16 protein-coding genes and 6 pseudogenes are annotated in these 23,930 nt (G+C 67.5%); 7 read left to right on the forward strand and 15 right to left on the reverse strand.

The genetic code is table 11. The features are described 5' to 3' along the window. Nucleotides 1–91: 91 nt before the first annotated feature. Together ACZ7L9_RS36560 and ACZ7L9_RS36565 are read left to right on the forward strand one after the other, a co-directional pair. A pseudogene (locus ACZ7L9_RS36560) lies at nt 92–241 on the forward strand (IS5/IS1182 family transposase); the annotation flags it as partial. A gap of 252 nt (nt 242–493) precedes the next feature. After that, on the forward strand, nt 494–2,455 hold the full coding sequence (locus ACZ7L9_RS36565; RefSeq protein ID WP_471421843.1) for an Ig-like domain repeat protein: 1,962 nt from the start codon (nt 494–496) through the stop codon (nt 2,453–2,455). Nucleotides 2,456–2,749: 294 nt separating this feature from the next. Here ACZ7L9_RS36565 and ACZ7L9_RS36570 read toward each other — a convergent pair whose 3' ends face one another. Continuing rightward, complete coding sequence (locus tag ACZ7L9_RS36570) at nt 2,750–3,259, reverse strand: NUDIX domain-containing protein (RefSeq protein WP_471421844.1); 510 nt, start codon at nt 3,257–3,259, stop codon at nt 2,750–2,752. A 498-nt stretch (nt 3,260–3,757) separates the two neighbouring features. Between ACZ7L9_RS36570 and ACZ7L9_RS36575 the strand changes: the two genes are divergently transcribed. Beyond that, nucleotides 3,758–3,880 carry a hypothetical protein gene (locus ACZ7L9_RS36575; protein ID WP_471421845.1) on the forward strand — a complete coding sequence of 41 codons (123 nt, stop codon included), beginning with the start codon at nt 3,758–3,760 and terminating at the stop codon, nt 3,878–3,880. Nucleotides 3,881–4,212: 332 nt separating this feature from the next. On the opposite strand, the gene ACZ7L9_RS36580 is transcribed toward ACZ7L9_RS36575, so the two are convergent. Beyond that, on the reverse strand, nt 4,213–4,776 hold the full coding sequence (locus ACZ7L9_RS36580; RefSeq protein WP_471421846.1) for a RipA family octameric membrane protein: 564 nt from the start codon (nt 4,774–4,776) through the stop codon (nt 4,213–4,215). Nucleotides 4,777–4,960: 184 nt separating this feature from the next. Here ACZ7L9_RS36580 and ACZ7L9_RS36585 point away from each other — a divergent pair, with 184 nt between their 5' ends. Then, nucleotides 4,961–5,191, forward strand: a complete 231-nt coding sequence (locus ACZ7L9_RS36585; RefSeq protein ID WP_471421847.1) for a hypothetical protein — start codon at nt 4,961–4,963, stop codon at nt 5,189–5,191. A 248-nt stretch (nt 5,192–5,439) separates the two neighbouring features. Here the strand turns inward: ACZ7L9_RS36585 and ACZ7L9_RS36590 are convergent. From ACZ7L9_RS36590 to ACZ7L9_RS36615, 6 genes and pseudogenes are all read right to left on the reverse strand, one after another. Further along, a pseudogene (locus ACZ7L9_RS36590) lies at nt 5,440–5,607 on the reverse strand (transposase); the annotation flags it as partial. Between the two features lie 4 nt (nt 5,608–5,611). Then, nucleotides 5,612–6,292: pseudogene (locus ACZ7L9_RS36595) on the reverse strand (hypothetical protein); the annotation flags it as partial. 445 nt (nt 6,293–6,737) lie between these two features. Beyond that, the gene (locus ACZ7L9_RS36600) at nt 6,738–8,582 is read right to left on the reverse strand and encodes an alpha-keto acid decarboxylase family protein (RefSeq protein ID WP_471421848.1); all 1,845 of its coding nucleotides are present in this window, start codon (nt 8,580–8,582) and stop codon (nt 6,738–6,740) included. Next, entirely contained in the window at nt 8,579–10,699 is a 2,121-nt protein-coding gene (locus ACZ7L9_RS36605; RefSeq protein WP_471421849.1) for a flavin monoamine oxidase family protein, read from the reverse strand. Before ACZ7L9_RS36605 ends, ACZ7L9_RS36600 begins: the two co-directional genes overlap by 4 nt. Nucleotides 10,700–10,715: 16 nt before the next feature. Then, entirely contained in the window at nt 10,716–12,203 is a 1,488-nt protein-coding gene (locus tag ACZ7L9_RS36610; protein WP_471421850.1) for a Dyp-type peroxidase, read from the reverse strand. A 170-nt stretch (nt 12,204–12,373) separates the two neighbouring features. Continuing rightward, nucleotides 12,374–12,903, reverse strand: a pseudogene (locus ACZ7L9_RS36615) (winged helix-turn-helix domain-containing protein); the annotation flags it as partial. A gap of 1,270 nt (nt 12,904–14,173) precedes the next feature. On the opposite strand from ACZ7L9_RS36615, the gene ACZ7L9_RS36620 reads away from it, so the two are divergent. Next, complete coding sequence (locus ACZ7L9_RS36620) at nt 14,174–15,937, forward strand: MOSC domain-containing protein (RefSeq protein ID WP_471421851.1); 1,764 nt, start codon at nt 14,174–14,176, stop codon at nt 15,935–15,937. A 197-nt stretch (nt 15,938–16,134) separates the two neighbouring features. Here the strand turns inward: ACZ7L9_RS36620 and ACZ7L9_RS36625 are convergent, their stop codons facing one another. The 6 genes and pseudogenes from ACZ7L9_RS36625 to ACZ7L9_RS36650 all read right to left on the reverse strand — a co-directional run bounded on the left by ACZ7L9_RS36625 (nt 16,135) and on the right by ACZ7L9_RS36650 (nt 20,440). After that, nucleotides 16,135–16,959 (reverse strand): MBL fold metallo-hydrolase, encoded by an 825-nt coding sequence (locus ACZ7L9_RS36625; protein WP_471421852.1) that lies wholly within the window; start codon nt 16,957–16,959, stop codon nt 16,135–16,137. A gap of 146 nt (nt 16,960–17,105) precedes the next feature. Next, nucleotides 17,106–17,825, reverse strand: a complete 720-nt coding sequence (locus tag ACZ7L9_RS36630; RefSeq protein ID WP_471421853.1) for a hypothetical protein — start codon at nt 17,823–17,825, stop codon at nt 17,106–17,108. Between the two features lie 188 nt (nt 17,826–18,013). Beyond that, entirely contained in the window at nt 18,014–18,460 is a 447-nt protein-coding gene (locus ACZ7L9_RS36635; protein WP_471421854.1) for a cupin domain-containing protein, read from the reverse strand. 30 nt (nt 18,461–18,490) lie between these two features. Next, nucleotides 18,491–19,227, reverse strand: a pseudogene (locus ACZ7L9_RS36640) (SDR family oxidoreductase). Between the two features lie 61 nt (nt 19,228–19,288). Further along, nucleotides 19,289–19,481 (reverse strand): annotated as a pseudogene (locus ACZ7L9_RS36645) (transposase); the annotation flags it as partial. A 161-nt stretch (nt 19,482–19,642) separates the two neighbouring features. Continuing rightward, nucleotides 19,643–20,440 carry a helix-turn-helix transcriptional regulator gene (locus ACZ7L9_RS36650; RefSeq protein WP_471421855.1) on the reverse strand — a complete coding sequence of 266 codons (798 nt, stop codon included), beginning with the start codon at nt 20,438–20,440 and terminating at the stop codon, nt 19,643–19,645. Nucleotides 20,441–20,592: 152 nt separating this feature from the next. On the opposite strand from ACZ7L9_RS36650, the gene ACZ7L9_RS36655 reads away from it, so the two are divergent. Continuing rightward, entirely contained in the window at nt 20,593–21,330 is a 738-nt protein-coding gene (locus ACZ7L9_RS36655) for an SDR family oxidoreductase (RefSeq protein ID WP_471421856.1), read from the forward strand. Nucleotides 21,331–22,262: 932 nt separating this feature from the next. On the opposite strand, the gene ACZ7L9_RS36660 is transcribed toward ACZ7L9_RS36655, so the two are convergent. Next, nucleotides 22,263–23,339: a lysylphosphatidylglycerol synthase transmembrane domain-containing protein gene (locus ACZ7L9_RS36660; protein WP_471421857.1), complete on the reverse strand. Its 1,077-nt coding sequence runs from the start codon at nt 23,337–23,339 to the stop codon at nt 22,263–22,265. Nucleotides 23,340–23,653: 314 nt separating this feature from the next. Between ACZ7L9_RS36660 and ACZ7L9_RS36665 the strand changes: the two genes are divergently transcribed. Next, the coding region (locus ACZ7L9_RS36665) for an ATP-dependent metallopeptidase FtsH/Yme1/Tma family protein (RefSeq protein WP_471421858.1) at nt 23,654–23,930 on the forward strand (277 nt) is incomplete at its 3' end.

Consider the following 23,930-nt stretch of genomic DNA (forward strand, 5'->3'; position numbering starts at 1 on the left):
CCACCCGCCACCACGCGACAACACCGATGTGAGCAACCACGACTGACACCGAATACCCCATCTCACCTGCACGGATGAGGTATTCGGCAAGAGCAGGGTCATCGAACGAACCATGTCGTGGCTGACCGGCTACCCCCGACTCAGCCACCGCTACGAACGCCGCCCCCGCAACTACCTCGCCTTCCTCGGCCTCGCCGCCACCCGCTGCTGCTACAAACGACTGGTTCGACTCACCACGTAGGACACGGTCTTACTGCACGATCCAACAACCCTGTTCCTCAACCCCCCGGAAACGGGCACGGGGCGCTGCGCTCCTCCGGGGTGTGACCCCGCGGATCACGGACGCTTTGGGCGGGGGGCCGTGGTCATGTTGTCGGTGGCATGACCTATTCTTCGCTCACCCGTCACACGTGCAGCACAAGTCGCGCACATCGACTGTCGCCTGACAGCTGCACGCAGTGGCCCCACACTCGTTCCGGGGGTTCGAACCACCGTGCGCATACGCACTCTCCCGGCCGCCACAGCACTGGCGGTCCTCTTCAGCTCGGCGGTACTCACTGCCGCACCGGCGTCCGCCGACACCACCAGGCCCATCGCGGTCTCGGACGCCGACGACACAGTCGTCGACGGTCTCCACCAGCGGCTGTACTTCAGCGACCGGTCCCAGGACAAGATCGTCGTCACCGACTACACCGGCAAGGTCGTCACCACGCTCACCGGCCTGCCCCAGGTCCGTGACCTCGAACTGAGCCCGGACTCCGGCACGCTGTACGCCGCGGTCTACGGCGCCGACAAGATCGTCGCCATCGACACCGCGACCCTCACGCAGACCGCCGAGTACCCGACCGGCGACAAGACCATTCCCTCCCGGCTCGCCTACGCCGACGGCAAGCTGTGGTTCGGATACGGCGACCAGTGGGACTCCGGGCTCGGCTCCGTCGACCTGACCGCCGAGACGCCCACGGTGACGCTGGACCTGGCGGCCGGACACGACTTCGCAGGCCCGCCCGAGCTCTACGCGCACCCCGACAACCCGGGCACGCTGCTTGCCCTCGACGCGCACATCAGCTCCGCCCCGATCGTCGTCTACGACACCTCCTCCGGTACCCCGGCCATCCGCGTGTCCGCCGAGAAGGGCGGCTTCTACAAAGACGCGGCCCTCACCCCGGACGGCCAGAACGTCGTCGTGGCCGGGCCGGGGAGGCGGGCGCTCACCGAGTATCGGCTCTCGGACCTGGAACAGGTGCGCACCTATCCCGTCCCCGACGAACCGGAGACGGTCAGCGTCGCTCCGGACGGCACAGTCGCGGCCACCGTCCTCGACACCGACGACCTCGGCGACACGTACGTCTTCGCCGGCGGCAGCGACAAGCCAGCCAGCGTCCGCAACCTGTCGCACCAATGGATGCCCTGGCTCGGGCACTCGATGAACTGGTCTGCCGATGGCGGGAAGCTGTTCGTGCTGACCGGGTCCTACGACTCCACCCAGTTCCACGCCATCGACGAGCCCCGCAAGTACGTCGGCACGCTCAAGGTCGATGCCCCCACCACCGCCACCCGCGCGAAGCCGCTCACCGTCAAGGGCTCGCTCACCGCCGGCCTCGCTCTGCCCGCCGGGACCCCGATGGCCGTCACCCGCACCGACATGGAGTCGCCGAACGGGAAGTCGCTCGGCACCAAGCCCCTCGGTACGGGCGGCAAGTTCTCCTTCACGGACACCCCGCCGGCCGGCGGCAAGGTCACGTACAAGGTGACGTACGCCGGTGACGCCACGCACTCCCCGGCGGCCGCGTCGGACAGCGTCGACGTCTCCCGTGCCACGCCCACGCTGACTCTGAACAACAACGGCAAGGTGTACGACTACGGCAAGGACGTCGCGTTCACGGCGCACCTCGGCACGACGTACAAGAACCGCACGGTCGAGATCTGGGCCGACCCCTTCGGGGCGGACAAGCCGAAGAAGCTGATGAAGACCGGCACGGTCAACTCCAGCGGCAATCTGTCGGTCACTCTGGACATGACCCGGGACACCACGGTCACCGCCGTGTTCAAGGGCGACTCCCGCTACGCCCCGAAATCGGTCAAGTCCACCGCGTATGCCCGGGTGAAGGTCTCGACGGCGCTGTCCAAGCACTACAAGACCGGCAAGATCGGCTCCACGACGTACTACTACTTCCACAAGAACACCGACGTCATCTCCACGACGACGATGAGCTACTACAAGGGCCGCAAGCAGCGGCTCGAACTCCAGGTGTACTACCAGGGCAAGTGGTACAACGGGGCCACCGAGTACTTCAAACTCGGCACCAACGGAAAGTCGGTCGTCAACCTGGGGCACTCCGGCAAGTCCGGCATCCGCGCCCGCGTGCGCTCCTCGTACCTCAACTCCGCTTCCGGGGACACCGTGAACTCGACGACGTACGGAGGCTGGAAGTACTTCATCTTCACCAGCTGATGCATGGCCGAGGTCTCATGAGGCCGTGACGTCGGGGGCGCGTTTCCCACGCGGGGACGCGCCCCAGTGCTGTCTCCGTTGCGTTCTCCGCTCCGGGAACAGCGGGCGTTCAGGCCCCGTGACGTCCAGCTGTCCGCGGTCAACTTGGCGAGCGAGACACATGCCCCACATGGGCCTCGGCAGAACCGATTCAGCGGTTCCCGTCCGGGTGAAGAAACCTCGCATCCGGCAGTAACCGCGCGTCAGCGAGCCAGACTTGGGCTGGTTCGCTCGCCGACCGGAAGGGGCGGGGCGTCAGTTGTCGGTGCGGCGGGGGTCGAACCCGTACTGGAGGTAGGCGGTGGTTCCGTCCGTGAGGGCGCGGGCGCAGGCGTGCAGGCGGCGGGCTATGTGCGGAGCGAGCAGAGCGTCCCACTCCTCGGGGGTGGCCAGCCGCCAGTCGGCGAGCTCGTCCGGGTCCAGGTGCAGCCGGTGGTCGGCCTCGGCCTGGGAGAGCACCCCGCCGTCGAAGAGGAAGTTCGCCAGTGGCGGCCGGCCGTCGGGCTGCTCGGGAACCCAGTCGACGGCGACGAGGCGACCGGGTGTGAGGTCGATGCCGAGCTCTTCCTTGACCTCCCGCTGGACGGTTTGCAGTGGGCCCTCGCCCGCTTCCAGCCCGCCGCCGGGGATCTCCCAGGTGTTGCGGTAGGACGGTTTGACCAGCAGGACGCGTCCCGCGCCGTTGTGGATGATGGCTCCGGCACCGGCGATGTGCTTGGGCAAGGAGGCGTAGTACTGCGCGGGAGGCAGTTTCGTGGTGCTCATGCGACGTGACGCTAGCCGTGTACCGCGCCCAGTCCTGGCGGCATCGGTGGCTTTGCACACGCTGGTGACAAACCGGTGCGATCGTCACTCCAGTGACAGGGTCGGGTCCTCGGCCGGCTCGTCGTCGCCGTCGCGCCCGTGGGCGCGCCGACAGCCGGAGCAGTGGAGCGCTGCGTCCAGGGCCTGTCCTGAGATCCCGGAACAGGCCCAGAACGGACAGGTACGGGACGCCCTCGGGCTCGCCGAGGCGCCCGAGCAGGACGATGCCTGCGGTGCCGGTGGGCGCGGTCGTACCGGTCCGGATCGGCCGCCGTCCCCGGGTGCGGGCCATATCCTCCTGCTCGGCCAGCAGGGGCAGCAGCAACGGTGGACTTGATCGGAAGGTCCTTCGCCGCAAACTCCGGCCTTCAGACCGGAGCCGCACAGCGGCGCAGATCCCTGCAGTGTCACAACCACCCGGTACGTTGATCACATCTACTGTTGAGGGGGAGGTGTTTCATGCTGGCCGGCCGTAAGAACCGGATGCAGAAGACCGGCGCGCACGACGCCCGCTACAACCGGACCGTGCACGAGCACCTGTTCACCCTCTCCGACAACAACCCGCCGAAGGGGGAGCGATGACCAGTGACGTCTCCCCGACCGACCACCGGCCCGACGAGCCGACCCGGTGGTGCGCACACTGCGGCAACCTGAGCACCAACCCCACGCGCTGCCCCGGCTGGACCGCCCACCGCCCACCGCACCTGGGCCGGCGCTCCGGCGAAGGAGCAGCACTCACCGTCAGTTCGTCAAATCTCCAGGAGCGCCCCACGAGTGCGTCGCCGAGCAGGCCGGCCAGCAGTTCATGCAGGGCCGTGCGCACCGCTCCGGCTGCCTCGTCGGCCAGGTCCATGTGACCGGTGACGGCGACCGTGACCACGGCAATCCCCCTTCCGGCCCGGGCGATGTGGCCGTCACTCTATCCGGTGGCGGTCACCGATTGATCCGATCGAGCGGTATGGGCCATCTGCGGGCTTCACAGAGCCATGGCGGCGAATCCCAGGACGTAGGCCCCGGCAAAGAGAAGGGGGATCCACCGCTCGACCCGCTTCAGCGGCAGATAGACGCGCCAGTCCCGGCCCTCGCCGAGCGCGCCACTCGGCGGCCACGAAGGTGCGGGCCGGCAGCCGCTCCTCCGGCGCACAGATCAGCTCAAACTTGCCCCGGTTCAGCTGGTGATAGGAGCGGACGGTGAACCACCAAGTGACGCACATGCCCAGCAAGGCGGCGAGGGCGACGACGAAGGTCACCTGGCGGTGGTCTCCCTGGGACAACCAGGCGCCGAGGAAGGCGAGCAGGCCGGTGTGGAGGGTCAGGAAGAAGGTGTTGGCGAGGTTGCGCCGGGCGCTGACCCGGTCGGCCATCTCCACACACAGCTTGTACTGCTCGAAGTTCGCGGCGTGATACGTGGCCTTCGCGTCGCGATAGTCTTCCGCGCCGATCCCGTCGTTCCACAGTGAGTCACTGATGTCGGCCATGGCGGCATCTCCCCGTAGTCGTTACGCTCACCAACCCTGTGGAAAAGACACGTGCTTTGATCGCAAGGACGTGCATAAGTCCCCTGGAAGGAAGGTGAGTTGCTTGTCTCGGAGCGAACCTTCGGCCGATGATACCGAGGCTCTGCTGTCGATCCCGCCGGAAAAGTTACGCAGGCATCCCCGGTTGCTGTACGCCCGGCGCGCGAGCGAGGCGGCCGCCAAGGCGCTGGCCTATGCCCGGGGCGGGGCCGAGCGGACGTACGACGACATCGCGTATCGCTATCTGTGCGCGTGCCCGCAGGTGCCGTTCCTCGGTGTCGAGACCCTGGCCGCCCGCGCCGAGCAGGAGCGACGGCAGCAGCGAGCGGGACTGCCCGCGGACCTGGCCCGGCTCGCGAGGCAGCATCGACGGTGAGTTGGCTGATGGTGGCGATCTTCTGTGCGTAGAGGATCAGCAGCAGTCCCGCGACGCGGTCCGGGGTCGGCAGCGTGTCCTCGTTGAGGAGGCGGCGGGCGTCGGCCCATCGCCTCTCGCTGTCGATGGTGCCGAGTGGCCCGGTCCAACGGACGGTTCCGTAGGTCAGGGCGCGGGCATGCCGGTGCTGTACCGACCAGCGGACGAAGTGGCCTGTCTCGTCGCGGCTTCTGGTCGGCGAGGAAGTCGAACCACCTCTCCACTTGGTTGATCCAGGACGAACCGGTGGGGGTGAAGTGCAGGTGGAATCGGGAGTGTTTGGCCAGCCATGCCTTGATGGCCGGCGTCTTGTGGGTGCCACAGTTGTCGCAGATCAGGTGGATCTGGAGATGCCCAGGAACCTCCTTTTCGATCTTGATGGAGGAAGGTGTGCAGCCCGACACCGATGAAGAGGATCCCCGCGGAGTAGAGCCAGCTCATTCCCCACACCTCCCACAGCCCGTGGTGCGCGAGATGGAAGACGGGACCGGCGAGCGCCGCGCCGATGACGCTCACCACGCCGGACACACCCACGACGAGCAGGGCACGTCCGCGCATCCTGAGTGCGGCACCAGCTCCACCGAGGACGGCGACCGAGGCGTAGGAGCCGATGCTCACCGCGACCAACAGGAAGAACAGACCCTGTCCTGTGGGGTCGTCGCCGACGGGCTCGGCGACGTCCGTCACCTTCAGGGGTGCACCCTGCTGGGCGGCGATGGGTGTGAAGATCTTCTCGGCAGCGGTGGCGCCCATGTCGGAGCCCGCCGAGGCGACGATGAGCTCGGGGGCCTTGGCGTTGAGGACATAGGCACCCGTGATGTCACGGCTCTTCAGCTCGTGGACGGCGACGGCGCGGGTCGCAAGGGTACGGACGTCGAGCGCGTCGCCTGCCCTGTCCTTGACGGTCTGCGCGAACACCTTCGCTTTCGGCCCCTTGCCGACGACGGCGATCGGCAGGTGATGCGGCTCCGGGGTGACGAACGCGCGGTCGGCCAGCAGCCCTGGCGGCGTCGGCTCCTTGTCCTTCGGCGCCCAGCCCGGCCCGAACAGTGCCTCCGGCAGCTTCAGGAGCGTGGCCAGCTCGGCCTTCGTCAGCGTCAGCGGATCGTCGGCCGCGCTGGCCTGCCGGGTCGGCGTGAGAAACCCGGCCTTGTCCCGGGCGTCCCACTGGGCGATCAGGAGCGCGCTACCCAGCGCCGCACCGGAAGAACCGACCGACGGAACCACTCCGGCAAACACCGCCGCCACGGCCTGCACTTCGTCGCCCTGACCGGCGCGAAGGGCCGCCTGATCTGGATATCCGCCGCCCACCACGACCACATCCTGGCCCACCTGCGCGCCGCCGGACTCGGGGCCCTCGCGGACCTCGGCTCCGGCGGCCTGGACAACGACGTACACGACCCCGTGATCGTCACCGGCATCACCGCCACCCGCACGTACAAGCTCACACCCGGCCAGAAGACCGCCCCCCGGTCCTCGGACCGGGGGGCGGTGCGCCGTACCGCGGCTACTTGCAGTTCTCGTCGATCTTGTACTGGAGTGCCCACGGGTAGTCGTGCCGGCTGAGCCGGACCCGGGCCAGGATCGGGGCGCGGTTGATGTCGTTGCCCGGATCGGCGATGTCGAGCAGCAGCGACTCCAGCTCGGTGTGGGTGGTGAGCTCCCGCCCGTGCATCCGGTCCTTCTCCGAGCCGAAGACCTCCGCGAGCTTCTCGTACTGCCATGGGTGCAGCACGTTGTAGAAGTCGGCCCCGTCGGACGGCTTCTGCTTGTAGTAGCAGGGGCTGACCAGCATCTGCTCGATGCCGTAGAAGCCCTCGTTGTCCAGGACGAAGACCACTGGCCGCAGGTGGTGGCGCACATGCGTGGACAGCTCCTGGCAGATCTCCTGGAACGAGCCGTCCCCGACGAACACCAGCGGCCGTTTCAGCGGCTGCTGGCGGCCCAGCGCCACTCCGGTGGCCGCACCGACCGAGTAGCCGATGGACAGCCAGCTGTTCTGCGCCACGAAGCTCGCCCGCTCCGCCATCCATAGATTCATCGAGCCCAGCAGTGCGAACGCTGCGTCCGAGACCACCGTGAACGGCGAGGTGGCCTCCGGGCCGTCGCCCTGCGCCTGGCTCAGCAGGAAGGCGTTCATGTGCTGGAAGAACCCGTCGTACGTGAGTTCCTCGGGGTAGTCCGTGCTGCTCAGGCCGGTCAGGAAGGCGATCGTGCTCGTCGGGACCTGCCGGTCCTTGGCGTGTGCCAGCGCGAAGAGGTCGGTCTCGAACGCCCGCTTGCCGAAAGCGGCACCCAGCGCGTCCCGCAGCGCCGGGACGAACCGCGCCAGCTGGACGTCCGGGAAGTACTGCGCGCCGACGCTGACGCCCTCGCGGGCGGCCACGATCCAGTCGTCGCCGATCGACTTCTCGCCGCCGAGGTTCTTCGACGTCGACCAGGTGCCCAGGCCGATCCGGCACCCGGCGGCCTTGAAGGCCTTGCGCACCTCCGGCAGGCTCGCCTTGCCGTTGTAGACGCCCGTGAAGCCCGGGGTGTTCTCGGAGACCACCGACTTCGCGCCGACGGTGGTGCAGAACGGGATGCCGGTCAGCTGCACCAGCGAGACCAGTTCCCGCTCCAGCCGGTTGCGCTCGATCTCCTCGCCAACCCACAGCACCGGCGTGCCGAGCCGTTCGACCAGCTTCACCGAGGCCTCCACCGCCTTGGCGAGCATTTCCTCGTTCTTCTTCGTGAACGGTCTTTCCTGGCGGCGGAGTTCGCCCTGCGGTGCGGCGCACGGGGCATTCCAGAGGTCGTCCATCACCTCCAGGTAGACCGGCCTGCGCTCGGTCAGGCCGGCGATGATAGCGCTGTCGATCTGCGAGGGCGCGAGCCCGGGGTTGGAGATCACCTGCGCGTCCACCGTGACCTGACGGTAGACCTCCAGATTGCTCTCCCGGCGCTGGCTCATGTGCGAGGTGAGCAGGCCGACCGCCTGGTAGTTGAGCCACTGCTCGTAAGACGGCGCCGCGTTGATCGCGATCAACGGCACGTACTCGACGTACGCGCCGCCGATCGGGTTGAGCATGCTGAACGCGCCCACGCCGTAGGTGACCGCGACGGCGGCGACGCCCTGCTCGCCCTTGGCGAGGTCGGCGTCGGCGGCCCGCACCCGGGCGTAGGCGTCGGCGGCGTAGCCGCCACCGATCTCGGTCGGGGTGCCGACCCAGCGCACCCCGGTGGTGGCGTGCATGATCGTCAGGAAGGGGCCGAGGTGGTCGCCCGGCACCCCGAACAGGTACCGGATGCCCAACTGCTCCAGTCTGGTGGCCAGGTAACGGCCCACGGTCCATTCGTTGTCGCCACTCATCTGCTCAGTACCTCCGCTCTGCGCGCGCGGCCGGTCCGCGCCTCGGGCCGGATCTCCGGTTTGACGTGGGGCGGTGGCGCGGGTGCCTCGTGCACGGCGATCGCCGCGCGGACGGCGGTCTCCACCGCGCCCTCGATCCAGGCATGCTTGAGTGAGACGTGCTCGCCGGCGAAGTGCACCGGGCCCTCCGGCTTGACCACGTCGAGGTGGAAGCTGGTCATCTGGTGCGGGGTGTACACCGCCGCCTCGCCGAAAGCGTACGGGTCGCGCAGCCAGCTCTGGGTCTGGCCGTAGCCGGTGTAGAACACCTCGATCCGCCGGCCGTGCACCGATTGGAGGTTGCGCAGCGCGTACACGTACCGCTCGGCGTCCGCCATCGAGTCCCAGCGCACCGCGTCGTCCGACCAGCTGTAGCTGGCCAGCACCACGCCGCCGTCGTCGCTGTTGGGCACCGGGTGCGAGGGGTAGTACATGAAGCGGTTCGGGTTGTCGGTGGTCGAACCGCCGCCGAAGCAGTTGGTGGCGGGGCGCACGCTCGCCCGGCGCAGCGGGGTGTGCTGGAAGACCTCCAGCTGCTCCTGGCTGATCCGGCTGGAGTCCACGCTCCGGTGGGCGCCGAGGAGCACCCTGGGTAGATTGGGCGGCGGCCGGTGCCCGTTGTGCGCGGCCGAAGCAACCTGCGCGGCCGCTTCGGCGTCCTCCTCTCCGGCTCGCTGGTAGTACTCGTACAGGCCGGGTTCGATGGAGTCGAGCTCGTCCTTCCAGTCCGCCTCGGTGAACTCCCACCACCGGCGGGAGAACTCCAGCAGCACCTTGGTGGCCTGGTCGTAGTGTGTCTCGATGATCGCCCGGCGCTTCTTGTACGAGTACGGGGGCGAGACCTGGACGAACCGCAGCGCGGAGAACGGGACGGTGACGATCGCGAAGTCACCCTTCCAGACCGTGGGTTCGGCCTCTGGGTCGTCCTCGGGCACGGTGTGAACGGCGACCTGGGGTCCGTTCGGTCCGACGTCCTCGCCGGCCCCGCCGTCGTGGCGCGGGTCCCAGTACTCCATCCGGATCATCCGCTCGCCCATTTCGAGCTCGTCCTGGAGCTCCATGGCGAGGGCGTAGGGCAGCTTCCAGCTGCCGCCCTCGATCTCCCAGTAGGTGGCGTCCGGGTTGATGTCGCTGCGGCCCAGGAAGGTGTGGAAGAAGGACAGGTGCAGTCGCGAGGTCATGTTCTCGATCGTGCCGATCGCCTCGATGGCCTCATCGCTGAAGCCGGCGTACTCGCGCAGGAAACGGCCCATCGAGTAGCCGTCGAAGTCGCGGATCACCCGGGCCCAGCCGTCCAGCCACTCGGCGAACGGCTTGCGCACCCGCTTGCCGTTCTCGATGTACGAGTAGTAGTCACGGACCGGCTCCAGCGCCTGGTTGACCATCTCGGCGGCGGTGATCCGCACCTCGTCGCCGGTGAGGTGGAAGCCCTCGTTGACGCTGCTGGGGTCGGCGGCGTAATCGGCGCGGCGTGCCTGGATCCGGTTGGTGCGGATCCAGCTGCTGAAGCGCTTGACCGGCTCGCGGAAGTGCGGGCTGTCCTCGCCGTACTTCCAGACCTTGCCGTCCTCGAAGGACTCGTAGACCACCGGCGGGACGGGCGTGTTCTGGTTGCCGGTGTCGGGATCGACGTCGACGTTGTAGAACAGCTGCCGTCTCAGGCCGAGGCTGTCGGCCAGGGCCAGGGTGAGAGGGTGGAAGCTGGGCAACCGCATCGCCCCGGCCTCCCCGTACTGCTCCGGGTCGCAGAACGGGCCGTCCTGCTCGACGTCGGTGGAGCGGAAGGTCTTGATCCGCCCGCCGACCCGGTTGGCGTTGGCCTCCAGGACGGTGACGTTGTGCCCGGCGTCCTTGAGCAGCTTCCCGGCAACCAGACCGGCGATCCCTGCGCCGACGATCAGCACGTCCTTGGGCTCGTCGGTCTCCGGGATGCCCTCCTTGATCAGGACGTCGAGGTAGCGCAGCTTCAGGTCCTTGTCGTCCGGACCGACCAGCAGCAGCTCGCGGGCCAGTTGCTGGCAGGTCCGCCGACGGGCGCGGTCGTTGGCCGTGCCCTCGACGATGGGGTTCTCGTTCATGGCTTCTCCTCGCCGCTCAGGAACCGACCGGCTTGTTGGGGAGGTCCTCGCCCTCGGCGAGCAGCCGCAGCGTGCTGATCGAGGGAGTGAAGGCGTAGAGCGCGCCCGTGGTGCGGACGAAGCGCTTCATGTCGACCGTGCCGAGGGTGCCGTCCGCGAGTTCGACCGAGGCGTTGCCGGCGAGGCCGGTGACCTTGTCGAAGCCGTTGGCGACCACCTGGTCGGACCGGCTTTCCCCGGGGGTGAACGTGTCGTCGTTGGACCAGTGCCGCTGGACCAGTTCGAACTGCTCTTCCAGCGAGGTGCCGTAGCAGACGAACATCAGCCCGCGGTCCTTGCCGTCGTCCGGGCCGCCTTTGAACTCGGGGCCGTACGGAATGCCGCGGCGCATCAGGCGGTGGCTCTTCGGCTTCTTGTCGACGATTCCGGCGAAGGCGCGTGGATGGGTGCGGCGGATGTGCGCGGCCCAGGGGGTGTGCTGGCCGATGGGGTCGTTCGCGTAGTCGAAGCCGTTCCGGTCCGAACCGAGGCCGGTCACGGTGCTGCACGGCGGGGCGAGCGGTGAGCCGTCCTTGGCCCGGCCGACCAGACAAGCACCGAGCCGGTTGGCGTCCATGTTCCCGGTGAAGTTCTTGGCGCCGTCCACCACGGCCTTGTTCCAGCCGACGACATCCTGGCGAAGGCGGCGCACCACCTGGAGGGAGCCGTTCTTCATCCACGCCGGCGCTTTCCGGTCACCCTGTTCGCTCTTGTAGCCGAAGACGAACTCGCCGGGTTCGATCAGCTCGGTCCCGGCGTGGTTGTCGCGGAAGCCCTTGCGGCCGGCGTCCTCGCGGTGGAAGTCCTTGACGCCGGGCTGGGAGATGCCGTCCTTGTAGCCGAAGTGCTCGTGACCCTTCAGATCGCCTGTCAGGGTGCGGCCCTCGTCCACATGGACGCGCGTGATCCGGTGGGTCTGCTCGACCGTGTCGAGGTTCTTCAGCTTCTCCTTCAGCAGCGCCTCGGTGTCCGCGGCGACGATGAGGACCGCGTGCACAACCTTGTCGCCGCCGGCCCCGAACAACCAGGTCCGGGGGTCGCTCTCGCCGGTGTCCCCGAGATCCTCAGCCCGTGCGGCCGCGCCCGCGCAGAACGACGTGAAGGTGCTGAGGTCCTTCTTGATCTGATCGGGCTTCTTGGCGATCATCACAAGGCCCTCGAAGGTGAGGGAGACCCCGCAGCGGACGGTGGTGATCGACGGGTCGCGGCCGAAGGCCCGGCGGGCCAGCGAGAACTGCTCGTTGAAGTCCTCCGTCTCGTTGGTTGTCGCGACGGTGTTGAGGATCGCGGAGAGCCAGCCGCGGCCCTTGGCGGCGTCCGGGAAGCGCAGGTAACGGAAATCCATGAAGTCCTTGTTGAACGCGGCCAGGATGTTGCCCTGGATGTCGGTGGACCCGCGCAGCTCCGGCTGGGGCAGCTGCTCGATGGACGGGACGGCCGTGGGACGGATGGGGGTCGTGGTCACGGTGGGGTTCCTTGCGTGGGGCGGAAGGCGGCGGCGGACTCGTATAGGGATGGCACGATCACCATTGATCACAAAGGGTGATTAACCGGCTACTGAAAGTAGGTAAACGGTCGCTGTGAGCCCTGTCAAACGGAGGCCGGCCCCTCGGCGGGTCATATGGCGTCGCCGGGCGTGCCCTGTCCGCGCACGCGGACAACCGGGGTGCTGCCCCTGCGGCCCCAGGCCCTCGCACGCGGCGGCGTCACCGACTGGCCGGCCTCGTCCTCGAAGACCGCCCAGGCTCCGTTCGCCGCCGCGGTGCTCCTACCCGCGGCCACACCTCCCGCTTCCACAGCTCCACCGCGTCGTCGGCACGTCCGATCGCTCGCCGTGCTGGCTGCTGCCACGACCAGCCGGACCGAAGCAGTAGCCGCCACGTGCCCTCCACTGTGTACGAGACGTGGAACAACCGGCCGATCATCTCTTCACCCAGGCCAGGGTCCACCGCTGGTCGGTCCACCCGTGTGCCAGCGGGCCACGCTCCAGCTCCCGCTCCAGCCTGGCCATCTGCGCCTCAGACAGTCTGGGCCGACTGGGGGACCCCCTTGGAAGCCACCCCGGCGTGGCCGTTCTCGCGCCACTGGCGCCGCCAGCGTTCCACCGACCGCTCCGAGACCCTTAATGCGGCGATCTCCCGGTTCTTCTCGCAGGCATCGAAGCGAGTCTCACCGCCCCAGGACTACCGAAGCCCCCGGGTGATGTCCGGCGAACAGCCCGACATCACCCGATCAATTTCAGTAGCCGATCCGCCGCAAGGAGTCCCACCTGTCGAATGCCGCTCTCCGATCCGCTCGCTTCCCCTCTTGCATCCCCTTGGCGCTTGGCGGCCTGAACGCGTGGACCGCATAGGAGCATGACCTCACCGGGGTGTTGTGCCGTCCGTTGGGCTTCGTGCTGACCGCCAGGCAGGCCCGCGAGCCCCTGCCTTCCCGGGGGCGATGGCGCGTCGGCGGGTTCCCAGCGGAGAGCGAGCGGCGGCCCGGACGAGGTCGGCCGACAGGGCGAATTCTTTCTGTGTCGTCAGGCCGACTCGGCATTTCGCCCATGGCAGACGAGAAAGGCCTTCAAAAGACTGGAACCCTCTTTGGGCGTATGTCAACACATAGACGAGTGTGCGAAGCTGCGGCAGTGGCAGGTGGAGCGCAGGGATGGCTTCCATGTGCTGAGGCACACGTACACCTCGATCGTCCTTGAGGGTGGGGAGTCCGTGGTGACACTGGCCAGGTGGCTGGGGCACTCGTCTGCAACCATCACGCTGGACCACCATGCCCACTTTGTGCCGGAGGCGCGTTGCCCGATCGACAGTCTGCTCGATGGTCAGGCCAATGGAGACATGGCTCCGAACTCCGCAGATTTTCCCCCGGCTCGTCCGTGAGCGTGCTATCTGCGCGTCTGCACGTGTTCAAGTGACAAGGTAACAGGCAGAGGTGGCCTCACCTCGGCGACGATGCGAGGGAGGCTCGAAGGGGCTGGTGGAGCGGTCGCGGGGGAGGGCATCGGCACCACTTCTTGACGGGTTGATGGGGACGTTTACGTGTCGCCACACCGTAGGAACGTGCAGGTCAGGGGGGTGTGTGGTGGGACACCGTAGTTCTCGATGTGGAGTGCGTGTGGCCACGATGGAGGTGGTGCATCGCCGAGATCGACACCACGGTGAAGGATCTTCTCGCCCTCCGGTAGCCCTTCGCCGAGACTCGCCAAGCTGCCAAGGAGCGTCCCTGCGGTGACCCTTCGCAGGTCTGCTCGACCATCGAGGATGCGCATGGCCTGCCGTGCTGGTCCCTCCATTGGGAGAATCTCAGCGAACACACCACACGATTCGTGATCGCGGAATCGCGGCGGCACCGGAGGACGAACTAATATCGGCCCGAGCGCACAGGTCGCAGCGCCATGAGGGGCTGCCCCCGCCGGCCACCCGCAGGAGGTCCGCGATGGCGACGCTGCTGTCCGTCAACGTAGGAATGCCCAAGGACGTCTCCTGGCAGGGAAGGACCGTCCGCACCGGAGCCTGGAAGGCTCCCGTCCAGGGCCCCCGTATGGTCCGGCGGCTGAACGTCGATGGAGACGGTCAAGGAGATCTGGCCGGGCACGGCGGCGAAATTCGAGCCGTCCTCGTCTACCAACTACAGTCCTACCAGTACTGGCAAAAGCAGCTCGGTCGCGATGATCTGACCTTCGGGACCTTCGGGGAGAACTTCACCGTCGACGGCCTGCCCGATGACGACGTGTGCATCGGAGACCGGTACCGCATCGGCGAAGCCGAATTCGAAGTCACCCAGCCGCGCGTCACCTGCTACCGCGTCGGTATGCGCCTCGGCGAACCCGCCATGGCCTCCCTGCTGGTCGCCCACCACCGCCCCGGCTTCTACCTGCGCGTGATCACCGAGGGACGCGTTCAGGCCGGCGACGAGATCACGCTCACTCGCAGAGGTCCCGAAGAACTCAGTGTCGCTGACACCGACGCACTGCTCTACCTCCCCGATCGTGACTCCGCGAAGCTACGCAAAGCGCTGAACATCCCGGCCCTCAGCCCCGGATGGAAGCAATCCTTCCACGAACTTGCCGCCGCTCAGCAGCCCAAACAGGAACCGGGATGGCCAAGTGAACGCGCCAGCACTCAGCAGCCGGGAGACGAGCCGGGCTGGCCGGGCTTCAAGCCCATGCGCGTCGCCCGCATCGTCCCCGAGACCCCCACCGTCTCCTCGATCTACCTCGACACCACCGGCGCCACACCCCTGCCCGAGAGCCGCCCCGGCCAGTACCTCTCCATCCGCATCGCCGTCGGTGATGCCGCCCCCGCAGTGCGCAGCTACTCCCTGTCCTGCGCGCCCACAGCCGCCACCTATCGCATCAGTGTCAAGCGCGAGCCCCATGGGAAAGTCAGCAGCTACATCCATGCCACGCTCCGCCCTGGGGACCTCGTGGACATCGCCAGCCCCCGCGGAACGTTCGTACTCGAAGAAGACACCCGCCCGATCGTCCTCATCTCGGCAGGGATCGGTGCCACTCCCGTACTCGCCATGCTCCACCAACTCGCCGCCACACGAGACCCACGCCCTGTCTGGTGGATCCACACTGCCCATGACCGCACCCACCACGCTTTCGCGGACGAGACCCACGCCCTCCTGGCGCAACTACCCAACGCCCACGAGCACATCTACTACACCTCCGAAGCCGCCCCACAACCCGACGAGGCCCACATCACCCACGGCCGCCCGACCGCCCAATCACTCACGGCCATGGACATGCCCACCGACGCCGACGCCTACCTCTGCGGACCACCTGCCTTCATGGACGGCCTCGGCGGCTTCCTGCGCGATCACGGCCTGCGCCCCGAGCAGATCCATACGGAACAGTTCAGCGCCCTCCCCGCCATCAACCCTGGCGTCACCAATACCGTCGTGATCCGGCCGCACCAACCACCCGGTCCCACGGGCACCGGCCCCCTCGTCACTTTCGCCCGCAGCGGCATCACCACCCCCTGGTCACCCGCTCACGCGTCCCTCCTCGATCTCGCCGAAGCCTGTGACATCCCCACCCGTTGGTCCTGCCGCACCGGCGTCTGCCACACCTGCATCACCCACCTCGTGGCAGGCGACGTCTCCTACACCACTCCACCCCTCGAACTCCCCGAAGCCGGCACCATCCTCGTCTGCTGCAGCGCACCGACCACCGAAGTCGTCCTCGATCTCTAGTACTCCAGCAGGACTTCTGTATTTTTGCTGGTCAGCGGCCTGGGGGTGGGGAGTGTAGCGGGGGTGTGGCGTGCGTGGCACCAGCCGCGTAAACAACGCTTCAGGGCAATACATCTCGGGGTCGATGCCGGTGGAGCTACAAGGTTGTCGCTGCCCGGAGGATCTCCCGGCTGGCTGGTGTGTGTGCTTTCAGCGGGTCACAAACCGAACATCAGCCACGCCTGGTGGCTGACCCAGTCCGGGTACAGCTGCGTCATGGCGTCGAACAGCTCACGGTCGCTGGACGCAGATTCCTTGAGTCGGCCGAAGTCGGTGAGGTAGCGCTTCGTCGCCTCGATGGCCGCCGGTGTGTCCGGGGCACCTGGCTTCTTGTGGCCGGCGACGGCCGTCTTCGGGTTCAGCGCCGCCAGACGGTCCAGCGCGGCGATCCAGTTCTCGCGGCTCTCCGGTGTGGTGTCGGCGACGTAGGCGTGGCACTCGTTGTAGAGGACGTCGCCGCCTACGACGAGATCGATCGACGGTACGTGCAGCGAGGTGCTGTCGACGGCGTCGGTGCGGCCCTGCTCAATGATCCGCAGTTCGTGGCCTTCCAGGGTGAAGGTGCCGTCCTCGCAGGGTTCGGGCAGCGTGATCGTGGCCGGCAGCTGTCCGGGCCAGAGCTTGCGGAAGGCCGGCAGTCGGTGGAGCTGATTCCGCATCAGCTTCACCGACTGCGGTGTGGCGATGGCGCGGGCGTCGGGGAACCGCTGCAGCAGCACGCTGAGCCCGGCGAAGTGGTCGATATGGCCGTGGGTGATGTAGATCGTGGTGAGGTTGCGGTGGTGCAGGGCGACCCAGTCGGCCAACGCCTGGGCCTCGGCGATGGTGGTGAGCGTGTCGACGAGGACGGCGTCGTTCTCACCGAAGACGAGGGTCGACGTCATGGGATCCCACGCCATCGGCGGTCCGAACGGCCGAGGTCGCTCACCCACCACTGGTTTCTCGGGTGCGGTGAAGACGTTGACACTCAGCGGGGATGCCATGTCGCTCGTTCCTCTCTGTGATCGAAGAGCCTCACGGATACGCCCGTGAGGCATCTGAGCAGGGGGCGAACCGCCGCTCAACAGGGACGGAGGCCCGCGCTGCACGGCTCAGTCCCGCTCGGCACGCGCCACGTACGGGCTTGATGTCAGGTGAACCGAGCGTTGCTGACGTCGATGGAGACCATCGTCTGGGCCAGGATCGGGCGGTTGTCCGTATCGCTTCGGTAGGCCCGGCGTTTGGTGGGCAGGCGGATCCCGTCTGCTTCCACGGTGTCGTAGACGTACTGTGCTGCGGCGAACCCGCCTGCGATGTCGACGTGATAGTCATGCCTACGCAGGAGACGGTCGGGGCCGAAGTAGAAGTCCTGTTGCGTGCTATGGCTGGCGATGTCGGGCGGGAAGGTGGCGCGCAGTCCGCGCCAGATTTCGTCTCCTTCCTGCCATGGTTCGATTTCGGTGAGGGTGAAGCCGGGCATCGACAGCAGGAAGGGCGTGGTGAGGTACGTCCACAGCGCGTATCCGTTGAAGTAGGCGCGGTCCAGTGGGTCCCAGAGAGTGTTGAGGTCGTGGCCTGTAAACGACTTTCGCGGTTCGTTGCGTTCGGCCACGACGCGGCCGTCGAGATGTTCGATGCTGATTCGGTCGGCCGTGAAGTCGGTCTTCTGGTCGGGGCCGCCGAATGGAATCACGGAGGCGTGCTGCTCGTGCAGCCAGACGGTCATCTCCCGGGGGGTGGGGTCCTGCGGCATTCCCTTGATGACGAACATGTCGCCACCGCTGACGACGGTGGCGCGGACCGTGGTGAGTGCGTTCCAGCGGTCGAGGCCGCCATGGGCATCGAGGACCTCTGCGAGCAACGTGTTCATGTCGGTCTCCTGCTCGGCCGTGCCAGGCGGCGGTGGCTAAAGGCGCGTCGCTTTCCGCGTTTCTGATCACCCAAAGACAGCAAGATGGGGTGCTTCTTTCCTGAACAGCTACGGTGCGAGGATGTCAAAACACCCCGAACTGCTCGTGGTTCGGGGCGTTTGACATTCAGATCCGGCATCAGTGGTGATCAGGTGCCTGGACGGGGAGCTCGCAGGTGTTGACGCTGGGTCAGCTCTTCGTCGTCGACCAGGGTGAGCATGGGTTGACCCGGCGCACACATCATGGTGACGAGGAAGCGGCTCCAGGAGTCCGGCCGGTTGTTCCCGTCCTGGTAGTGGATGACATCGCCGCCCGGCTCCCAGAACGTCTCTCCGGCCTTGATCACCCGTTCGGGCTCGCCTTCCAGCTCGAAGAGCATCTCGCCCTCCAGCATGTAGCCGAAAGCGGGTCCCGAGTGCCGGTGCGGAGGGGTTCCGGGGTCGCCGGGAGGGAACTCGATGAGGACGGTCATCATCTCTGCCTCCGCCGGAACGGACGGCGGTTTCACCGACTGCAGCACAGTGAGCGCCGTCTTCCAAGCTTCCGAACGCACTTGGCTCTCAGTGCTGTCTGCTGCCGGTTCGTCGTTCGACATGGTGATGCCTCCATTGGTGGACCGGCTGGTTCAGGAGAGCCAGTCGCTGTAGTGGGTGGGGGCGATACGGGCGTCGCCCTTGGCGATCAGCGCATCGCCCTGAACGGCGGCGAACATGCCGGCAGTGTCGTCGGTGACGACCGTGCGGCCGTCGGGGTGGGCATTGAGGGTGACCCGGCCGAGTTCGTCGAGGGGGAGGACGTCGGGCCCGGCGATGTCGAGGGTGCCGTTCAAAGGGACGCCGACAGCGACTTCGGCGACGGCGTCGGAGACGTCCTGGGCGGCGATCAGCTGGAGCGGGGTGGTGGGCAGGCGGACGGTGTCGCCCTCGGTGGTCCAAGAGAGGACTGCGTCCATGAACTCCATGAACTGGGTGGCGCGGACGATCGAGTAGGGGATCGGCCCGGCCTTGAGGATGTCTTCCTGCAGGACCTTGGCCCGGTAGTAGGCGAGGCTGGGCACCTGGTCCGCGCCGACGATCGAGAGGATGACGATCTGGCCCACCCCGCCCTCCTGGGCGGCGGCCAGAAGGTTGTCCATCGAGGTCTGGAAGAACGCCGGTGAGGCGTCGTCGAAGGTCGGAGAATTCGTCAGGTTGACGAGGACGTCGGCGCCGGCCACCGCCTCCGCCAGGCCCTGCCCTGCCCTGTGATCACGTCGACACCTGTCGACTGCGAGTGCGGCACGGCCTCGTGCCCGGCCGCGTTCAGCTTCTTCACGACCCGCGACCCGATCAGGCCGGTACCACCGATCACTGCTAACTTCATGGGTCACCTTTCGTCGCGCACCGATAGGTCACGCGTCCAGATTGCGACAGTGTGGTGCGCGGCGCACGCGGTGACGCGGGCTGCCAGTGGTTCCTCGAATGCGGGGGATGGCGTCGAGCAGGGGCAGCAGCTGGGTGACGTCGTGGCGGTTGCCGCTGGTCAGAGTGATGGCCAGCGGAGGTGCCACCCGCGTCGGTGATGACGTGGTGCTTCGAGCCGGGCCGAGCGCGGTCGACCGGGCTCGGCCCGGTTTGGCGATGAGACGAACGTGTGTCTGACCGTTCGCTTGGCGTAGTGCTGATCCTGGTTTCTATTTTTGCATCGGCGCTCTCCGCCTTGCTCCTGGAGAGGTCTTCGCTGATCGAGACCGGGGACTCTGCTGCCTGTTCCACAAGAGCGACGGGCCGCGTGAAGCTCAGTCGACCGATTCCCGGTTGTAGGAGTAGATCACCAATGTCTGTTCCGGTTGTTCGGCCAGGTGGAATGCGGTGTAAGCGAATTCGATGAGCCCGCGTCCAGGGCACCGTAGCCGTTTCCTTCCGCCGTGCCGGGCCTGCACGTCGTACTGCGGCCACCAGGCATCCGCTTCGGGGCTGCCCGCGTTCAGCTCGTCGATCAGCCGGGTGTACCGGGGGTCCCCCGGGTGGCGTCCGGCCAGTGTCCGCAGCCGGGCGAGCAGGCCACGTGCCTCGATCTCCCAGTCGACCAGAACCTCCCGGGCGGCGGGTTCGAGGAACACCCAGCGGGCGAAGTTCGCCCGCCCGTCCGCTGCGGTGAGGTGCGGGAACAGTTCGTCGGCCGCCTGGTTGCGGCTGAGCACGTCGTAGTTGCCGTCGATGATGTACGCCGGATGCGGCTGGAGCAGGAGCGGGACGGCCGCCACCTCGGAGGCGAGCGGCGCGGGTTCTTCGGGTTCGGCCGCAGGTGTGTGACCGGCGAGCTGGAAGAGGTGATCGCGCTCATACCGGTCGAGCCGCAGGGTCGAGGCGAGGGCGTCGAGTACCTGGTCCGAGGCGCGGATGTCCCGGCCCTGTTCGAGGTACGTGTACCAGGTGGCGCTGATCCCGGCGAGAAGCGCGAGTTCTTCACGTCGCAGGCCCGGTGTCCGCCGTCGGCCGGTGTGCGGCAGTCCGACCTGGTCAGGGGTGATCCGCTCCCTGCGGCTGCGAAGGAAAGCGCCCAGCTCACGGCGCTGATGCGGCTGCGTCTGCACGGCGGATGGCACCTATGGTTCCAGAATAAATACGGTCTGGATACCAGGCTAACGGCCCCTCAGAATGGAGCACGAGCGGGGAGGACCAGGCCCCATCGGTGACCTGTAGGCCGCCGGCTACCTGGAATTCAGAAAGAAGTGAGGCTGACATCGTGTCGGGGATCGACGGCAAGGTAGTGGCGATCACGGGAGCCAGCAGCGGCATCGGCGAGGCCACCGCGCTGTTGCTGGCCGAGCGAGGCGCGCGGCTCGTCCTTGGCGCCCGCCGGTCAGAGCGCCTCGCGGAGCTGGTGGAGCAGATCGAGAAGTCAGGTGGTTCGGCCGTACAGACCCGCACGGACGTGACCCGGCGGGAGGACCTGCACGCCCTGGTCGCGCTCGCCGGTGAGCGATTCGGCCGGCTCGACGTGCTGGTCAGCAACGCGGGGGTCGGCACGATCTCGCCCCTGGACGATCTGCGGGTCGACGAGTGGGACCAGATGGTCGACGTCAACGTAAAGGGTGTGCTGCACGGAATCGGCGCTGCGTTGCCGGTCTTCCGGGCCCAGGGCTCGGGCCACTTCGTCACCATCGCCTCCACGGCGGCATTTCGCATCGTCCCTAGCATGGCGGTCTACGCCGGTACGAAGTTCGCGGTCCGCGCCATCTGCGAAGGCTTGCGCCAAGAGGCCGGCGATTCCCTGCGGGTGACCACCGTCTCGCCCGGTGCAGTCAGGACCGACTTCGCTGAGGCATCAACAAATCCGAAGGTCAGAGCACAGATCACAGAGATGCGAGACCGGATAGCGATCCCTTCTGAAGCAATCGCCCAAGCCGTCGCATTCGCCATCGAGCAGCAGGCGAGCGTCGACGTGAACGAGATCGTCGTCCGGCCCACCGCTCAGAACTGACCCCGTCCAGGCCTGAGATCTGGAAGTGAGAACGTGTGAACGCAGGCACCATCGCTGCCTGTCCCACGGTGCTGAAGTGACCGGGGGCGACCGGGAGGAGAACGACGTCATGACTCGCCCGATAGCAGTGCTGTTCGATATCCCGCCCCGGCGCGTGGCCGTCCGGTAGTCGGCGGGCCGACGACATCGACGGCGGAGGTCCACGTTCCGTGTTCGCTGCGGTGAGTAGGTGACGGCGGTGAGTACCGAGCTGGTGGCGATGGTGTCCCTGCGGCCGCAACGGCCGTGGACGCGGCCGCCGCTGGTACGCATGGGAATCGCCTCCGGGAGGCGGAGAAGCCGCCCACTCGCCGATGCCACAGGCGACGTGCGTCGGCTGGCAGCGCAGCGGCCGCACTGCGGCCGCACTGCGGCCGCAGGGATGTGTAACTACAGTCGGTGATCTCTGTTGACCTCCGAAGTCCTCTTTCATGCCCTGCGCGTTGAGGTCTCGCCTGCGGCCAGTCAGCACGGTTCAGATCCAGTGCTGGTTCGGTGCTGGATTTGAGCCCGCCGATGCGGTAAAACCGCAGGTCCTAGGCCCGATCGAATGAGTTGTCGTACCACTCGATCGTGGTCCCGATGAGACTTGCGGCGACGATGCGCTTGAGCGAGCGGGTGGTCGGCGGGGCGGATGCCGAGGCAGCCATGAACACCACTTCCGGGCGGTTGGCGGGGACGGGTTCGTGTCGCCACACCGTAGGAAGGGGCAGGTCAGAGGCGTATGTGCTGGGACACCATAGTTCTGTCCTCCGGAGTGCGCGTGCCCACCATGGGGGCGCGGTGGGGGCATTGGCGAGGTGCTGGACGGGGCCTGGAGGGCGGGGACGGATCTCGACCCGCGCTGTGCTCTGCTCCCGGCTCCATGGAATGGAAAGGACCCGGCGGCGCGCTCATCCGGTGCGCCGATCAGATCCGGCGCGGTGGACCGCGCGTCGCGAGCTGAAGGTCAGAACGAGCCAGCACGCCCAGCCGATGGGTTGCAGCGCCCAGTAGCTCACGATCCGGTAGAGCAGCGTGAGCGCGATTGCCTGGTCGATGCGCAGCCCGTACAGCACGAGCAACGCTGTCAGGCTGGCCTCCACCACACCGAGACCGCCCGGCGTCAGCCGCAGGCTGCCCGTCATCTGGGTGAGTGTGTACGCCACGAGGATCCCGTGCCAGGGAACGCCGATGCCCAGCCCCCACGCGCAGGCGAGGAGGCAGGCCGCGTCGCACGCCCAGTTGAGCAGCGCGAACGTGAAGGGTCGCCACCATGGGCGCAGCCCCGGTCGAACGGCATGGATGTGCCGGAAGATGGCAAGCAGGCCGTCCTCGATGTCCCGCAGCTGCTTGGAACGTACCCCGAGCCGCCGCCAGAGCCGCCGGAATCGGCGTCGTACCGGCTTGAAACGGGAGAGTCCGGCTACAGCGCCCGTCATCATGCCGAAGACCGCCACGAGCCAGAGCACCACGGGCCGCAGCGCGCCGAGCCCCGCGGAGCCGCTCGCCAGCGCACCGATCACCAGCAGCGCGAAGAGCGCGGCCACCGACAGCACTCCCGAAACGGCAAGTACCGCTCCCGCGAGTACCTGCCCCACACCCCTGCGCCGCAACTGCGTGAACATCCATGCGGCCGCGAACGCCGCCCCGCCCGGCAGTGCACCGGCGACGGCGTTGGCCGCCAGCACGATGGTCCCGACGACCTTGAGGCGCAAACGCGCCCCACCCATCCGCAGCAGCCACTGCTGCAGTGCGATCAGAGCGCCGAGCGACGCTGCCTCGAACCCGGCGACGAGGACCAGCCGGGGCAGCCTGACTGCGGCGATCAGGTGCGAGGCCGCAGCCAGGTCGTGCCTCCGGTACACCGCGACGACCGCCGCGATCACCACCAGGGCGACGGAGCCGAGCCACCACAGCCGACGTGGAGCCCTGAAGGGTGGGGCAACGAAGCCCTCGCCATGCTCGACGTTCCCGTCCGCGCCGTCCATGCCGGTCACCGTACGGCGCCACACCGCCCGACGAGATGAGCCGTGACCGAGCCGTCCTGTACCGGGCCGCCGGCGGACCCGTCGTGAACGCGGCTGTCCGCAGGAGACGCCGGGACGGACCACTCACCAGACGAACACGCAGTCGGAGTTCGCGAGACCGCGCGTGACCAGGCCCCGACTCAGTGTGTTCGCCGCTGCCGATGGTGGAGAAGGCGTTGATCCTGGAAGTGGGACGCCCACCTGCGATCCACGTCTCTTCGAATTGCGGGAACGGTCTCGCCCGAGGTTCGTCCTTCCGCCAAGGGAGCCGTCCGGTGATCACATCAGTTCGTCTGTCAGGCCGGCATCTGTCACGCTCGGCCAAACCGGGACCCCCGCGCGAGGCGCCCAAGCCGCCGGCGCCTTCGCCGGGGCCTTCCTGGTCCCGCTGGCTGCTGCCCGTCGCCGCGTTGGTCTTGCTGCTCGTGGTGCTGATGCGAACTCCCTCCCCCCAGGGGGGCGCGTCGCTGTCGTACAGCCAGTTCGTCGGCAAGGTGAGCGTCGGTCAGGTCAAGACGGTCGACATCGACGACAAGGGCGCCATCAAGGGAA

Source organism: Streptomyces sp. NPDC111516, from assembly GCF_055635345.1.